Origin of the sequence: Bradyrhizobium algeriense (assembly GCF_036924595.1) — a bacterium.
In the GTDB taxonomy this organism is placed as follows: Bacteria; Pseudomonadota; Alphaproteobacteria; order Rhizobiales; family Xanthobacteraceae; genus Bradyrhizobium; species Bradyrhizobium algeriense.
In genome coordinates this window covers 2,231,955-2,245,963 of the sequence record NZ_JAZHRV010000001.1, presented here as the reverse complement: position 1 = coordinate 2,245,963, position 14,009 = coordinate 2,231,955, and the positions used below count along the sequence as shown (strand labels likewise).

At 62.6% G+C, this 14,009-nt stretch carries 17 protein-coding genes and 1 tRNA gene; 5 read left to right on the top strand and 13 right to left on the bottom strand.

Annotation, left to right across the window (positions count from 1 at the left end; all coding sequences use genetic code 11):
• Positions 1-80: 80 nt before the first annotated feature.
• The 4 genes from rplA to secE all read right to left on the bottom strand — a co-directional run bounded on the left by rplA (position 81) and on the right by secE (position 2,109).
• Positions 81-773 carry a 50S ribosomal protein L1 gene (rplA, locus tag V1286_RS10875; protein ID WP_334479496.1) on the bottom strand — a complete coding sequence of 231 codons (693 nt, stop codon included), beginning with the start codon at positions 771-773 and terminating at the stop codon, positions 81-83.
• Positions 774-779: 6 nt separating this feature from the next.
• Positions 780-1,208 (bottom strand): 50S ribosomal protein L11, encoded by a 429-nt coding sequence (gene rplK / locus V1286_RS10870; RefSeq protein WP_334479494.1) that lies wholly within the window; start codon positions 1,206-1,208, stop codon positions 780-782.
• Between the two features lie 158 nt (positions 1,209-1,366).
• Positions 1,367-1,897: a transcription termination/antitermination protein NusG gene (nusG, locus tag V1286_RS10865; RefSeq protein ID WP_247787048.1), complete on the bottom strand. Its 531-nt coding sequence runs from the start codon at positions 1,895-1,897 to the stop codon at positions 1,367-1,369.
• A gap of 20 nt (positions 1,898-1,917) precedes the next feature.
• Positions 1,918-2,109 (bottom strand): preprotein translocase subunit SecE, encoded by a 192-nt coding sequence (gene secE / locus V1286_RS10860; protein WP_334439133.1) that lies wholly within the window; start codon positions 2,107-2,109, stop codon positions 1,918-1,920.
• A gap of 259 nt (positions 2,110-2,368) precedes the next feature.
• On the opposite strand from secE, the gene V1286_RS10855 reads away from it, so the two are divergent.
• Positions 2,369-2,659, top strand: a complete 291-nt coding sequence (locus V1286_RS10855) for a hypothetical protein (protein WP_334479492.1) — start codon at positions 2,369-2,371, stop codon at positions 2,657-2,659.
• A gap of 32 nt (positions 2,660-2,691) precedes the next feature.
• Here V1286_RS10855 and V1286_RS10850 read toward each other — a convergent pair.
• A tRNA-Trp gene (locus V1286_RS10850) sits at positions 2,692-2,767 on the bottom strand.
• A 163-nt stretch (positions 2,768-2,930) separates the two neighbouring features.
• Here V1286_RS10850 and V1286_RS10845 point away from each other — a divergent pair.
• On the top strand, positions 2,931-4,154 hold the full coding sequence (locus V1286_RS10845; protein ID WP_334479490.1) for a serine hydrolase domain-containing protein: 1,224 nt from the start codon (positions 2,931-2,933) through the stop codon (positions 4,152-4,154).
• Between the two features lie 137 nt (positions 4,155-4,291).
• Here the strand turns inward: V1286_RS10845 and V1286_RS10840 are convergent, their stop codons facing one another.
• Together V1286_RS10840 and V1286_RS10835 are read right to left on the bottom strand one after the other, a co-directional pair.
• Entirely contained in the window at positions 4,292-5,059 is a 768-nt protein-coding gene (locus V1286_RS10840; protein WP_334479488.1) for an SDR family NAD(P)-dependent oxidoreductase, read from the bottom strand.
• 88 nt (positions 5,060-5,147) lie between these two features.
• Complete coding sequence (locus V1286_RS10835) at positions 5,148-5,855, bottom strand: histidine phosphatase family protein (protein ID WP_334479486.1); 708 nt, start codon at positions 5,853-5,855, stop codon at positions 5,148-5,150.
• Between the two features lie 139 nt (positions 5,856-5,994).
• Between V1286_RS10835 and V1286_RS10830 the strand changes: the two genes are divergently transcribed.
• Positions 5,995-6,780, top strand: a complete 786-nt coding sequence (locus V1286_RS10830; protein WP_334479485.1) for an SDR family NAD(P)-dependent oxidoreductase — start codon at positions 5,995-5,997, stop codon at positions 6,778-6,780.
• 75 nt (positions 6,781-6,855) lie between these two features.
• On the opposite strand, the gene V1286_RS10825 is transcribed toward V1286_RS10830, so the two are convergent.
• From V1286_RS10825 to V1286_RS10810, 4 genes are read right to left on the bottom strand one after another with little or no spacing between them, the layout of a single operon-like run.
• Entirely contained in the window at positions 6,856-7,212 is a 357-nt protein-coding gene (locus tag V1286_RS10825) for an NIPSNAP family protein (RefSeq protein ID WP_334479483.1), read from the bottom strand.
• A 45-nt stretch (positions 7,213-7,257) separates the two neighbouring features.
• Complete coding sequence (locus V1286_RS10820) at positions 7,258-8,169, bottom strand: DMT family transporter (RefSeq protein WP_334479481.1); 912 nt, start codon at positions 8,167-8,169, stop codon at positions 7,258-7,260.
• A 3-nt stretch (positions 8,170-8,172) separates the two neighbouring features.
• On the bottom strand, positions 8,173-9,231 hold the full coding sequence (locus V1286_RS10815; RefSeq protein WP_334479480.1) for a phosphotransferase family protein: 1,059 nt from the start codon (positions 9,229-9,231) through the stop codon (positions 8,173-8,175).
• Positions 9,232-9,286: 55 nt separating this feature from the next.
• Complete coding sequence (locus V1286_RS10810; RefSeq protein ID WP_334479479.1) at positions 9,287-10,519, bottom strand: acyl-CoA dehydrogenase family protein; 1,233 nt, start codon at positions 10,517-10,519, stop codon at positions 9,287-9,289.
• 214 nt (positions 10,520-10,733) lie between these two features.
• Between V1286_RS10810 and V1286_RS10805 the strand changes: the two genes are divergently transcribed.
• Both V1286_RS10805 and V1286_RS10800 read left to right on the top strand, forming a co-directional pair.
• Positions 10,734-11,426 carry a TetR/AcrR family transcriptional regulator gene (locus V1286_RS10805; RefSeq protein ID WP_334479477.1) on the top strand — a complete coding sequence of 231 codons (693 nt, stop codon included), beginning with the start codon at positions 10,734-10,736 and terminating at the stop codon, positions 11,424-11,426.
• Positions 11,427-11,858: 432 nt separating this feature from the next.
• Positions 11,859-12,185 carry a hypothetical protein gene (locus V1286_RS10800; protein ID WP_334479475.1) on the top strand — a complete coding sequence of 109 codons (327 nt, stop codon included), beginning with the start codon at positions 11,859-11,861 and terminating at the stop codon, positions 12,183-12,185.
• 10 nt (positions 12,186-12,195) lie between these two features.
• Here the strand turns inward: V1286_RS10800 and V1286_RS10795 are convergent, their stop codons facing one another.
• On the bottom strand, positions 12,196-12,588 hold the full coding sequence (locus tag V1286_RS10795) for a RidA family protein (protein ID WP_334479474.1): 393 nt from the start codon (positions 12,586-12,588) through the stop codon (positions 12,196-12,198).
• Between the two features lie 93 nt (positions 12,589-12,681).
• Positions 12,682-13,908: a CaiB/BaiF CoA transferase family protein gene (locus V1286_RS10790; RefSeq protein ID WP_334479473.1), complete on the bottom strand. Its 1,227-nt coding sequence runs from the start codon at positions 13,906-13,908 to the stop codon at positions 12,682-12,684.
• Positions 13,909-14,009 lie beyond the last annotated feature (101 nt).

Here is a 14,009-nt window from a genome sequence, read left to right as displayed (position 1 = left end):
AATTGCCACATCAAACGCAAAGGGCGGAATCGGTCACCCGATTCCGCCCTTTTTTATTTTATTCGCGAAGCCGCGAGGAACTAGCCGAGCAGCGTGCCCGGCTCGACCTTGACGCCCGGGCCCATGGTGGAGGAGACCGCCACGCGCTGGATGTAGGTGCCCTTGGCGCCGGCGGGCTTTGCCTTCGCCACCGCGTCCGCAAGCGCTTTCACGTTCTGCACCAGCTTTTCCTCGGAGAACGAGGCCTTGCCGACGCCGGCCTGCACGATGCCGGCCTTCTCGACGCGGAATTCGACCGAGCCGCCCTTGGCGCCCTTCACGGCGGTGGCGACATCCATCGTCACGGTGCCGATCTTCGGGTTCGGCATCATGCCGCGCGGGCCGAGCACCTTACCGAGGCGGCCGACCAGCGGCATCATGTCGGGGGTGGCGATACAACGATCGAAATCGATGTTGCCGCCCTGCACCTTCTCGACCAGGTCTTCGGCGCCGACGACGTCAGCACCTGCTGCCTTGGCTTCTTCCGCTTTCGCGCCGCGGGCGAACACGCCGACGCGCAAGGTGCGGCCGGTGCCGTTCGGCAGGTTGACGACGCCGCGAACCATCTGGTCGGCGTGACGCGGGTCGACGCCAAGATTGATCGCGATCTCGATCGTCTCGTCGAACTTCGACTTGGCGCGTTCCTTGACCATCTTGATGGCATCCGCGAGCGGATAGAGCTTCTCGCGGTCGACACCCTCGCGGGCCTTCTTCAAACGTTTTCCGATTGCCATGGCCCGTTACCCCGCAACTTCCAGACCCATCGAACGGGCGGAGCCCTCGACCATCTTCATGGCCGCATCGATGGAATCGCAATTGAGATCCTTCATCTTCTTCTCGGCGATCTCGCGCACCTGCGCGCGGGTCACCTGGCCGGCCTTGTCGCGGCCCGGAGCTTTCGAACCGGACTGGATCTTGGCGGCCTGCTTGAGGAAGTGGGACATCGGCGGCGTCTTCATCTCGAAGGTGAAGGAACGGTCCGCATAGATGGTGATGATCACCGGGATCGGGGTGTTCTTTTCTTCCTTCTGCGTCTGCGCGTTGAACGCCTTGCAGAATTCCATGATGTTGAGACCGCGCTGACCAAGCGCGGGACCGATCGGGGGCGAAGGATTCGCCGCACCGGCCGGCACCTGCAATTTCAGGTATCCGGTCACTTTCTTTGCCATGTATCACTCCTGTTGTGCCGGGTTTCGAAGCCGGCGGTTTCAGGTTCGTGGTTCGGATCAAGGACGGTTGGCAACCGCCTCTTCCTCCCACGGCCTCTTGATACGCGAAGACGCTTCGCGCTCTCTAAGTGCGGAGACGCGCTCCGCGCTTTTGCCGATCAGACCTTCTCGACCTGACCGAATTCCAGTTCGACGGGCGTGGCGCGGCCGAAGATCGACACCGCGACCTTCACGCGCGAACGCGCCTCGTCAATTTCTTCAACCACGCCGGAGAACGACGCGAACGGGCCATCGGCCACGCGGACGTTCTCGCCGATTTCGAACGACACCGACGCCTTCGGACGTTCGACGCCTTCCTGCACCTGATGCAGGATTCGCATCGCCTCGGATTCGGAGATCGGCATCGGCTTGTTTTCAGCGCCGAGGAAGCCGGTGACCTTGGGCGTGTTCTTGATCAGATGGAACGCCTCGTCGGTCAGCTTCATCTTCACCAGCACGTAGCCCGGGAAGAACTTGCGCTCGGCATCGATCTTGCGGCCGCGGCGTACTTCGGTGACCTTTTCGGTCGGCACCAGCACCTGCTCGAACAGATCCTCAAGCCCGCGCTGCTTCGCCTGTTCCCGGATCGATTCCGAGACCTTTTTCTCGAAGTTCGAATAGGCGTGAACGATATACCAGCGCTTGTCCATGGTTTGGGTTCCGGTGCTCATCAGTGGACGCCCAGCAGGAAAGTGACAACGAAGCGGATCACCAGATCCGACATGAAAAAGAAGATCGACGCCAGTGCAACCATCACGAACACCATGATCGTGGTGATCGTTGTCTCGCGGCGCGTCGGCCAGGTGACCTTGGCGGTCTCCGAGCGCACTTCCTGCAGGAATTTGAACGGGCTGAAAGCCATCGTTGGTTACCGCGTCCTTCGTGAGACGATTGCAATTTAAGGCGAATCCGAACAGCCCTCTCGCGCCCAGCCCTCTCTCGAAGGATGAGCCGCCAAGCGGGCTCGATTGTTCGGGGGAATTCAAAGCCGCGCCGGATATCCGCATCTAGCGGGCCGGCTGCAGGTGGCGGGTATCTACTGCCGGCCGGGCAAAAGGTCAAGGTACGGGGTGCCGCGGGGCTGCCACCGCCCCCTGATCTCCTTGGGGCGGCGGCCGTCATTGGTTAATCACCAGTACCGCCATGCCTCAAATGCTTACAAGGCCGCGATCTGGTTCTTAAAAGCTGTCGGCTATCCTGCAGGCTCCAAAGGGGCGAGATTGACCATGGCTCAGTTAGGCCACGACCAGGAGCGACCCGCGGGCGAGACGGCCTGGACCGTTCTCGACGCGGCCAACGACCTCGGCGACATCCTCACAGTGGATGCATGCCGGCGGGTCATCGATGCCGACCTGCGGGGCGAGACCCCGGCGCGCTCCGACGTGGCTGTGCTCAGCGCGTTCTTCGCCTAAGTTCAAAAATCGGTCTAAGCATTTGATTTAGCTGGCAGGAGTGGCAGGGCTCGAACCTGCGACCCCCGGTTTTGGAGACCGGTGCTCTACCAATTGAGCTACACTCCTGCAGGGAACCGGCGCGTGCGCCGCTTCGCGCCGTTTCAAGCATAGGCCATGCCCCGATTGCAAGGGCGAAGCGATTGCTCCCACATCAAGAACTCTATCCAAGCCAGGGCTTCTGCGCCAAAGTTCGCGTCTGTCACAAACAACAAGCGCAACGGGAGACACCATGAACGCGCAGACCGCCGCCCGGCAGACGTCCGCCCCCCAGACCCCCGCCCTCCCCGACGCCAAGCCGGAAACGATCGGGCTCTCGAGCGTACGCCTGCAGTCTATGTCGGATGCCTTCCGGCGTGAGGTCGACAAGGGAACCCTGCCCGGCGCGACCGTGATGGTGGCGCGGCGCGGTCAGGTCGGCTGGTTCGATGCGATCGGCCGGCAGAGCCCGGCGGCGGCCACGCCGATGGCGCATGATAGCATCTTCCGTATCTTCTCGATGACCAAGCCGATCGTCTCCGTCGGCATCATGATGCTGGTCGAGGACGGCCACTTCGTCCTGGGTGACCCCGTCGCAAAATTCATTCCGGAGTTTGCCGAGCAGAAGGTCGGCGTCGAGAACAACGGCAAGCTCGAGCTGGTACCGGTGAAGCGGCAGATGACCGTGCAGGACCTGCTGCGGCACACCTCGGGCCTGACCTACGACCACACCGGCAACGGCCTGGTCCAGCAGCTCTACCAGCAGTCCCGGCTACGCAGCCGCAAGATCACCAACGCCGAACACGCGACCATAATCGCCGGCATGCCGCTGATCTGCCAGCCCGGCGCGGAATGGAATTACAGCCGCTCGACCGATGTGCTCGGCCGCATCATCGAGGTTGTCTCCGGCAAATCGCTCGGCGCCTTCCTGACCGAACGCATCCTGGCGCCGCTGCAGATGGCGGAGACCGCATTCCATACGCCGGAAGCGAATGCCGGCCGCCTCGCCGAACCGTTCCCGACCGATCCCTGGAATGGCGACAAGGTGCAGCTCTTCAACATGCTTGAGAAGCCTGCGATGGAATCCGGCGGCGGCGGGCTGGTCTCGACCACGATGGACTATGCGCGCTTCTGCCAGATGCTGCTCAACGGCGGTGCGCTGGACGGCAACAGGATCATCGGCCGCAAGACGCTGGAGCTGATGGCCTCGGATCACCTTACCGCCGGCGTGAAGGTCGACTCACCGCTGATGCCGCCCGGCCACGGTTTTGGCCTCGGCTTCGCGGTCCGCACTCACAGAGGGATAGCGCCGTTCCCGGGCTCGCTCGGCCAGTTCTTCTGGAGCGGCATGGCCGGCACGTTCTTCTTCATCGATCCCGCCGAGGACCTGTTCACGGTGTTCATGATGCAGGGCCCCGGCCAACGCGAATATATCCGCAACCTGCTGCGGGATCTGGTGTACGCCGCGGTGGAGTGAGCCCACCCATAACTGTCATGCCCCGCGAAGGCGGGGCATCCAGTACGCCGGGAATTCTCGATCATTCACAGCCGCCGCGGCGTACTGGATCACCCGCATGCGCGGGTGATGACACTGGTCGCGTTAGCCGCGTCCTATCAACTAATCGTCGCCCCGCCGTCGATCACGATGGTCTGGCCGGTCATGAAGTCGCCGGCCTTCGATCCCATCAGGACCGCGGCGCCCGCGATCTCGTCGGGCACGCCGATGCGGAGCAGCGGCGAACGCGCGGTGGACGCCTTCAGCGTCTCCGGATTGTCCCACAGCGCCTTGGCAAAATCGGTCTTGATCAAGCCGGGCGCGATGCAGTTCACGCGAATATTGTGCTTGCCGTATTCGCAGGCGAGGTTGCGCGCGAGCTGCATGTCGGCCGCCTTCGAGATCGCGTAGGCGCCGAGCACGGTCGACCCCTTCAGGCCGCCGATCGAGGACACGATCACGATCGAGCCGTCCTTGCGCTCGATCATCTGCGGCACGACCATCGAGATCAGCCAGTTGTTGGCAACGATGTTATTGTCGAGGATTTTTCGGAACTGGTCATCGGAAATGCCGCCGAGCGGACCGTAATAGGGATTGGATGCGGCGTTGCAGACCAGCACGTCGATCTTGCCGAAGGCGCGGTTGGATTCATCGACCAGGTTCTGTAGATTTTCCTTGCTGGAAATGTTCGCGGCGATCGCGACCGCCGTCCCCTTACCGAACTTTTCGTTGACCTCCTTGGTGACCTGGTCGCAGACGTCCTGCTTGCGCGAGGAGATCACCACCTTGGCGCCGTGTTCGGCCATGCGCTCGGCGATGGCACGGCCGATGCCGCGCGTGGAGCCAGTGATGACGGCGACTTTCCCGGTCATATCGAACAAGCTCATGTCTCTCTCCCCGATGTTGATCCAGCGCGATGCCGGCTTGGTCTTGAATTCGAACTAAGCGCGTTTGCGGTCCTCGACAACTCGAGGCTCAAGCGAGTTTCGTCTCCGGCGGCTTCACCTCGGGCCCTGCCGGCTGATGCATCGCGTTGTGCGAAGCGTCCGCGATCCAGGGCTGCTGGTTAACCATCGGCAGCCGCCAGCCGGTGTAATTCGCGCTTGAGAGATAATCGAGCCGCGTCACCGAACAATTGTCGATATCGAAGGCGAGACCTCTCTCTGGCTGACCGAGTGCAAGCCCGACAGCGGCCCTGATCGTGCCGCCATGCGCAACGACGATGACGTCCCTGCCCGCCTGCTCGGCGTTGATGCGCTCGATGGCGCCGCATGTGCGATTGTACAGGTCAATGAAACTCTCGCCGCCGGGCGCGGGTTCGTCGATCTCAGTAAGCCAGTGGCTGCCGATCGGCCGGCTGGCGAGGAACGCCGCGCGATTCAGGCCTTGCCACTCACCGAGATGCTGTTCGGCAAATGCATTCACGTGCGGCATATCTGACGGCTTAGGAAAGCCGGCGGCCCAGATAGCGTCCGCGGTCTGGTGCGTTCGCTTCAGATTGCTTGCATACCAGACCGCATTGCGCGGTAGGATTTTTCCGACCGCTTCGAACACCACCCGATCGCTGGTGTCACAGCCAAGATCCTTTTGCCCGTAAATGCAGCCGTTATCTTCGCGGACCGGCGCATGGCGAACCCACCACCATCGCGTCGCAATTACCCGCGGTCTGTCTGGATTGGACATCGCCAAAGCCCTTCAATACTGTTTGTTGTCGCTGTACGTCAGAGCACGCATCGTCTCAAGTGGCTTTGACGTTTGAAATCTTGTTTGAATTCCGCAAGGCGGCAGACGCCGACACGCATAATACCACAGGGAGAAACTCATGGGCCGCCTCGAAGGCAAATCCGTCGTCATCACAGGTGCTGGAAGCGGCATCGGGCGCGCCGCGTCGGTGCTGTTCTCCAGGGAAGGCGCGAAGCTCGTCATCGTCGATCGCACCGAGGGCGTGAAGGAAACCGCAAAACTCGTCAGCGATGCCGGCGGCATCGTCGAAGCCGTGATGGCGGATGCGGGTTCCGAAAGCGACGTGAAGGCCTTCATCGATAAGGCGGTCGCGAAATATGGCAGGCTCGACGCGATCTGGGCCAATGCCGGCGTCAGCGGCGGGCTGGTGCCGCTCGCCGAGCAGACCGTCGACCATTGGCAGGAAGTCTTGCGCGTCAATCTCATCGGGCCGTTCCTGGCGATCAAGCATTCGATGCCGCACATGATCAAGCAGAAGTCCGGTTCGATCGTCTGCACCGCCTCGGTCGCCGGCCTCAAGGCCGGCGCCAGCGGTCACCCTTACGGCGCGAGCAAGGCCGGCGTCATCAGCCTGGTGCAGACCACCGCCTACTCGCTGTCCGGCACTGGCGTCCGCATCAACGCGGTATGTCCCGGCCTGATCGAAACCGGCATGACCAAGCCGGTGTTCGACCGCGCCAAGGAGCGCGGCACCCAGGACAAGATCGGCCAGCTCAATCCGCTGAAGCGCCCGGGCCAGCCGCACGAACTCGCGGCGATGGGACTGTTCCTCGCCAGCGATGACGCCTCCTACGTCAACGGCCAGGCGATCCCGGTCGACGGCGGCCTCACCGCATCGATGCCGTACACCGGCAAGCCGATTTAGCCGCGACCTCGAACTAGGACGCGGCGCAGCGCGACGCTCCATGCCGCACCGCGTTCGGGGCACGAGACTGATTTTCTATGCGGAGATCGCAAAGAGGCTCCTGCCTTTCGCCGGCGAATAATCTGTTGGCACCAGCAAGCGGTCCTCGATCTGGCCGACCATCGAGCCGTGTTCCGCATGCGTCACGCGCTTGATGTCGGACCATTCGGTATCGGCCATGAAGGCCGACCATGCAGCAGTCTTGGTTGCCTCGTCGGGCCATTCCAGCAGGTAGGCGAACCCGGTCCTGTCGCCGAATTTGGTCTCCCACATCGCGACGATCCGGAAACCGTATCTGGTTTGCATGATGCGCGCGGCGTGATCGCGAAAGCGGGCGTGGAACGCAGCCTTGTTGTTCTCGAATATTTCGTAGATGCGCAGTTGCTGAATCATGACCATCTCCAATCAGCTTCGGAGATATGGGCGCCCGCGACGCGATCACAACCCGTCGGGCGGCAGGCCGGATGATTCCGCCGCCAGCGCGCGGTGGCGGATGCGCTCGCGGTAGAAGGCGTAGAGGCCGGACAGTACGATGATCGAGGCGCCCGTCACCATCATCACGTCGGGCGCGTCGCCGAACACGAGATAGCCGAGCAGCATCGCCCACAGCAGCGCGGAATAGCGGAACGGCGCCACCGCCGAGATGTCGCCAGTGCGCAGCGCCGTGATGATGCATTGGTAGCCGATCAGGAGCAGCACGGCGGCCAGCGCCATGAGGCCGAGCGCGCCTGTCGACGGCGGCGTCCAGCCGCCGAGCGGAACGAGGATCACGCCGCCGGCGGTCGTCACCGTCACGGCAGTCAGCAAGGTGATGAACAGCGACGGGATCTTTGCGGGGATCCGCCGGGTCGCGAGATCGCGCAGCGCGCAGAAGGCGACCGATACCAGTGCCAACAGCGAGTACTGGCTGAAGCCGGCAAGTCCCGGCCGCACGATGATGAGCACGCCGATAAAGCCGGCCACGATCGCCGACCAGCGCCGCCAGCCGACCGGCTCGCGGAATATCACGGCAGCGCCGAGCGTGATCGCCAGCGGCAGCGCCTGGAGGATCGCCGAGGTGTTGGCAAGCGGCAGATGCACCAGCGCCACCATGAACGAGATCGTGCCGCCGATCTCGCCCAGCACCCTGAGCGCCACTGGCCTCAGCATCAGCGTGTGCAGCGGCCGCAGCGCGGCCTGTTGGTACGCGAACGCCGCGACCAGCAGAACTGCAAACAGCCCGCGCACCAGCATCACCTGGCCGATGTTCATCTCTGACGACACCGCCTTGGTGATGGTGTCAACCACAGTGAACGCCGCCATGGACACCGCCATGAGCAGGCTGCCGCGAATATTCGGTGAGAGTGCCAATTGCTAGATCGCGCCGGCCTTCTGAGCGTATTCCCAGGAAGATTTCGACAGCGGCACCGTGCGCGCCGCCGATTCCAGCGCCTTGGCGTTCGCCGCGGTGCCGTCGCGAATACGTCCGGCGATACCCTGCGTAATGCCAGCCAGGCGGAACATGTTGTAGGCGAAGTACCAGTTGAGGTCGGGCACTTCCATGCCGGTCACGTTGCAATAGATCTGCGCGGCCTCATCCACACTCGGAATGTTCAACGCCTTGATATCGGCGTTGGCCAGACCCGGCATGGTCCATTGCATCAGGAGATAGGTGAAGTCGGCCATGGGATCGCCGAGCGTGGACAGTTCCCAATCGAGCACCGCCTGCACGCGCGGTTCCGTCGCGTGGAAAATCATGTTGTCGAGGCGATAGTCGCCGTGGACGATCGAAACGCGCTTCTGTTCAGGTACGGTTCGCGGCAGCCATTCAGCCACCTTCTCGAATTCCGGAATGTGTTGCGTCTCGGAGGCGCGGTACTGCTTGGTCCAGCGATCGATCTGGCGCGCGAAATAATTGCCGGGCTTGCCGAAATCGCCGAGGCCAATCGCTTCCGGGTTGAATACGTGGAGATTTGCCAGCGTCTCGATCTTGCTGGTGAAGATCTTGCGCCGGTTTTCCGGCGTCTGGCTCGGCAGCGTCGGGTCCCAGAACACCCGGCCCTCTTCCATCGACATGATGTAGAAGGTCGCGCCGATCACGGCGTCGTCGGTGCACAGCGCATAGGCTTTCGCGACCGGAAAGCCCTGCTTGCCGAGCGCTGCGATGACGCGGAACTCGCGATCGACCGCATGCGCCGACGGCAGCAGTTTGCCGAACGGTTTTCGGCGCATCACGTAGGATCGGCCTGACGTCTCGAGCTTGTAGGTCGGGTTGGACTGGCCGCCCTTGAACTGCAGGACGGTCAGCGGCCCCTGATAGCCTTCGACATGCTCGCGCATCCAGCGATCGAGGTTCGCCTCGTTGATGCGATGACGCTCCTCGACTTCCTTGGTGCCCGAGAACTCTTCGTCTTTCCTGACGCCGTCCGCCACGATGACGCTCCCTCAATTTTCTTAGACGTTGGGGAGCGCCATTCGTGGCCTCCCGTTAGTGCGTAGCGTTTGCATACTTCCGAAGTTCAAGTCTGGCAATGGCGCGATTGTGCACCTCGTCCGGACCGTCCGCCAGGCGGAGCGTACGGATGTGCGCATAATCCCGCGCCAGGCCGGCATCGTCGGAGACGCCCCCGCCGCCGTAAGCCTGGATGGCATTGTCGATGATCCTCAGCGCCATGTTCGGGGCCGTGACCTTGATCATCGCGATCTCGGCCTGCGCAGTCTTGTTGCCAACCTTGTCCATCATGTCGGCGGCCTTGAGGCAGAGCAGACGATTCATCTCGATATCGGCGCGCGCTTCGCCGATGCGTTGTTCCCACACCGAGTGCTCGATGATCTTCTTGCCGAACGCGGTGCGCGAGGCCAGCCGCTTCACCATCTTCTCCAGCGCCTCTTCGGCCTTGCCGATGGTGCGCATGCAGTGATGGATCCGGCCCGGGCCGAGGCGACCCTGCGCGATCTCGAAGCCGCGGCCTTCGCCGAGCAGGATGTTTTCCTTCGGCACGCGAACGTTTTCCAGCAGTACCTGGGCGTGACCGTGCGGCGCATCGTCAAAGCCGAACACCGGCAGCATCTTCTCCACCTTGATGCCGGGTGTGTCGAGCGGCACCAGGATCTGCGACTGCTGCTGGTGCTTCGCCGCCTTCGGATCGGTCTTGCCCATCAGGATCGCGATCTTGCAGCGGGGATCGCCGACGCCCGACGACCACCATTTGCGGCCGTTGATGACGTAGTGGTCGCCGTCCTTTTCGATGCGCGTCTCGATATTGGTGGCGTCCGACGACGCCACGGCCGGCTCGGTCATCAGGAAGGCGGAGCGGATTTCGCCGTCCATCAGCGGCCGCAGCCACTTCCGCTTCTGCTCCTTGGTACCGTAGCGGATGAACACTTCCATGTTGCCGGTATCGGGAGCCGAGCAGTTGAACACCTCCGAGGCCCAGGAGATGCGGCCCATCTCTTCCGACAGCAGCGCATATTCGAGGTTGGTCAATCCCGCACCGCGGAATTCGTCATCCTCATGCGCGTTCGGCGGCATGAACATGTTCCAGAGGCCTTCGGCCTTCGCCTTTTTCTTCAGTTCCTCGAGGATCGGGATCACCTTCCAGCGCGGGCCTTCTGCATCCTGCTTATCGTAGATCGGCACCGCGGGGCGGACATGCGTCTTCATGAACGCCTGCACGCGGTTCAGCCATTCCTTTTGCTTTTCGGACATATCGAAGTTCATGGGACGCTCCTCGGCTCTGGGCTTTCTGAATTCGTTGGGCCGCACTGTCCGCCCGCCGCTTTTGACCCGCAAGGCATTTTGCGAATTTCGCGACGATGGCAGTCCGGACTGGCTGGAGATGCGACACGTTCGCAAACGTTGTTGACTTTCCGGTCCTTCAAACGATAGTTTCATACAACTGTTTGAATTGCAACTCCCCGAACGGGGCCCAGATATGTCGAGCGATCGGACCCGGTCTGCCATCCTTGCCGCCGCCGAACGGCTTTACGCCGATCGCGGCTTCGGCGACGTGACGCTGCGCGACATCGTCGCCGAAGCGAACGTCAATCTCGCCGCGGTGAATTATCATTTCGGCTCCAAGGACGAATTGATCGCGGAACTGTTCGTCACCCGCAGCCTCGCCACCAACCGCGAGCGGCTCAACGAGTTGAAGGCTGCCGAGGAAAAGGGCGGCGGCCGCGCCCCGATCGACGCCATTTTGCACGCGCTGGTGGGCCCTACCCTGCGCGGCTGCCTCGGCCCCGACCGCGAAGGCTCGACGGCCGCACGCTTCATGATCCGCGCCTCGATTGAATCGGTACCGCCGATCCGGCGCATCAAGAACCGCGAGGTCGATCACTTGCGGAAATTCATCGCCGCGATGCGCCGCGCGATGCCCGGCCGCGACGACGCCGATCTCTATTGGGGCCTGCATTTCGCGCTGGCGATGTCGCATCACACCATCCGGGAAAAGGAGCGGCTGACGAAATTGTCGGAAGGCCAATGTGACCTCAACGACGTGGACGCCATCGTCGATCGCGTGGTCTCGGTCTCGGTGATGGCGCTGACGGGTAGCGAGGCGCCGGCGAAGAAGGCGCCTGCCCGGCCGGCGGTGCCAAATGGAAGGCTGACACGGCAGGACTTGTGAGCCTGGATGAACCAACGCGTGACAACGGCTCGCTCCACGTCATCGCGAGCCAACGGGTCGCGCGAATGCGCGCCCGATGACAGGCTCCGCGAAGCAATCCATTCTTTCTTTATGCCGGGGTCATGGATTGCTTCGCTTCGCTCGCAATGACGGTGGATATGGTTTCGCGTTCTCGCGGCGCTGATCGCCCGAGGGTTTGCATCTTCGTTTGCCCTCTTCGAAATAGAGGGCACAGGGAAGACCGGGTGCTTGCTGCACCCGCGGTCTCGCGTGCGATTTGCGCTAACAAAACTGCACACGAGCATACAGGGCAGCTGGAGGATTCCGGCCTTCCCTGCGTCGATCAGCCTGCCGGGAGTCGCTTCGGCATCTCAACGCCCGGAACGGTCAGGCTGGCTCCGCGGTTATAGCAGGCCAAGGAAGGAGCTGATCATGCCAAGCCAGCCGACCATCGCGCGCATCTGGCGCGGCCGGACGCGGCCCGACGTCGCGGACAGTTACGAAGCTTATCTGAAGACGGATGGAATCCCGCCGCTGGAGAAAACCGCTCTTGGCGTCCAGCTATTCCGCGAGGATCGCGCACACGAGAGCTGGTTCACGACCATTTCCTATTGGCCGGACCTCGACTCGATGACCGCCTTCACCAGGGGCGAGCCGACCAAGGTTCACCATCTCGACCGCGATCCCGAGTTCCTGATCGAACTCCCGGAGTTCATCCAGATCCACCGGATCGTGATCGACCGTCAGGGGCTGCGCTGAATTGGAGCGCCTACATCACCGCGACGCAATCGATTTCGATATCGAACGGCCCAAACCATTGGGGAACGCAAACGAAGATGCGCGCCGGGGGCTCTTCCGGAAAATAGCGCGCATAGATCGCGTTGACGGCGGCGAAGTGCTCGACCGAGGTGCAGTAGACGTTGCACTTCATCACGTTGCGCAGCGATGTGCCCGCGGTCTCCAGGCACAGCTTCAATTGCTCAAGGACGAGCTCGGTCTGACGCTCGATCGGGCCGGCGAAGAGCTCGCCGGTATCGGGATCGAACGGCGGCAGGCCCGAAACAAACACCATGCCGCCGCCGCGCGTCACCGGCGAGACCGGTGCGCTCCGCTTCGCAAGCCAGGACGACATCGGCTCGACGTGAATGACTTCCCGCTTCATCGTTGCGCCTCTCGAACGGACTGATCGAGGGTGCAGACTAGCGCAATCTGGCGCCGCCATGCTTCGATAAAGATGGAAGTGTCGATGTCGAAATCAGACGATCTTCTGCGCCTTCAACGCCTCGACCTTGGCCTCGTCATACCCGATCGTCGCCAGCACATCCTTCGTATCCGCGCCGAGCAGCGGCGGGGCGCGATATTCCTTTACCGGGGTGCCGGAGAAGGTGATGGCATTACGGATCAGCGACAGGTCGTGCTGCAAGGGGTGGTCGACCTTGACCTGCATGCCGCGCGACTGCACGTGCGGATCGTTGAACACCTGCGAGAAATCGTTGATCGGGCCCGAGGGAACGCCGGCCTTCTCCAGCTCCTCCAGCCAGTAGGCCACCGGCTTCTTCAGGAAGAGGCCTGCAAAGATCGCCATGATCTCCTTGCCGTGGACGACGCGATCGTTGTTCTTGAGAAAGCGCGGATCGGTCGCGAGTTCCGGCGCCCCGAGCACGCCGCAGGTGCGCTGGAACTGGCCGTCATTGCCGACCACCAGCATCAACTCGCCGTCGGTACAGCGGAACACGCCGGCCGGCATGCCGCCATTGCCCCAGGTGCCGCGCCGCGGCGGGGTCTGGCCGTTGACGAGAAAGATCTGCGCGTAATGCGATAGCGAGGCGATCACAGTGTCGAACAGGCAGACGTCGACATGCTGCCCCTCCCCGTCATTGGCCTTGCGGTGATAGAGCGCCGCCAGAATGCCGATCGAGGAATTCATGCCGGTCATGTAGTCGACGATGGAAGGACCGACCTTCATCGGCCCCGCGCCCGGCTCGCCGTCGAGATGACCGGTGACGCTCATCAGCCCGCCCATCGCCTGCAGGATCGCGTCGTAGCCGGCGCGCGGCGCGTAAGGCCCGGTCTGGCCAAAGCCGGTCACCGAACAATAGATGATGCCGGGGTTGATCGCCTTGATCGCTTCGTAATCCAGCCGGTAGCGCTTGAGATCGCCGACCTTGTAGTTCTCCATCATCACGTCGCAGGTTTTGGCGAGCTCGCGGACGATGTCCTGCCCTTCCGCCGTCGCGATATTGACGGTGACGGATTTCTTGTTGCGGTTGGCGCAGAGATAGAACGAGTTGTTGTTGTTCGCCTTGCCCTCGGGATCTTTCAGGTAAGGCGGGCCGAAGGCGCGGGCGTCGTCGCCGCCGCCGGGGCGTTCGATCTTGATCACCTCGGCGCCCAGATCGGCCAGCATCTGTGCCGACAACGGGCCTGCAAGCACCCGCGTCAGGTCGAGAATTTTGATGCCCGAAAGTGGCAGAGCCGACATGAATTTCCTCCGAATTTTTGGCGTGGTGGCGCGGGAACGTGTCCGGGCGCTGCGAAGCCAAGCCGATACACTATTTTATGTGACTGAGCCCTGCATTACCG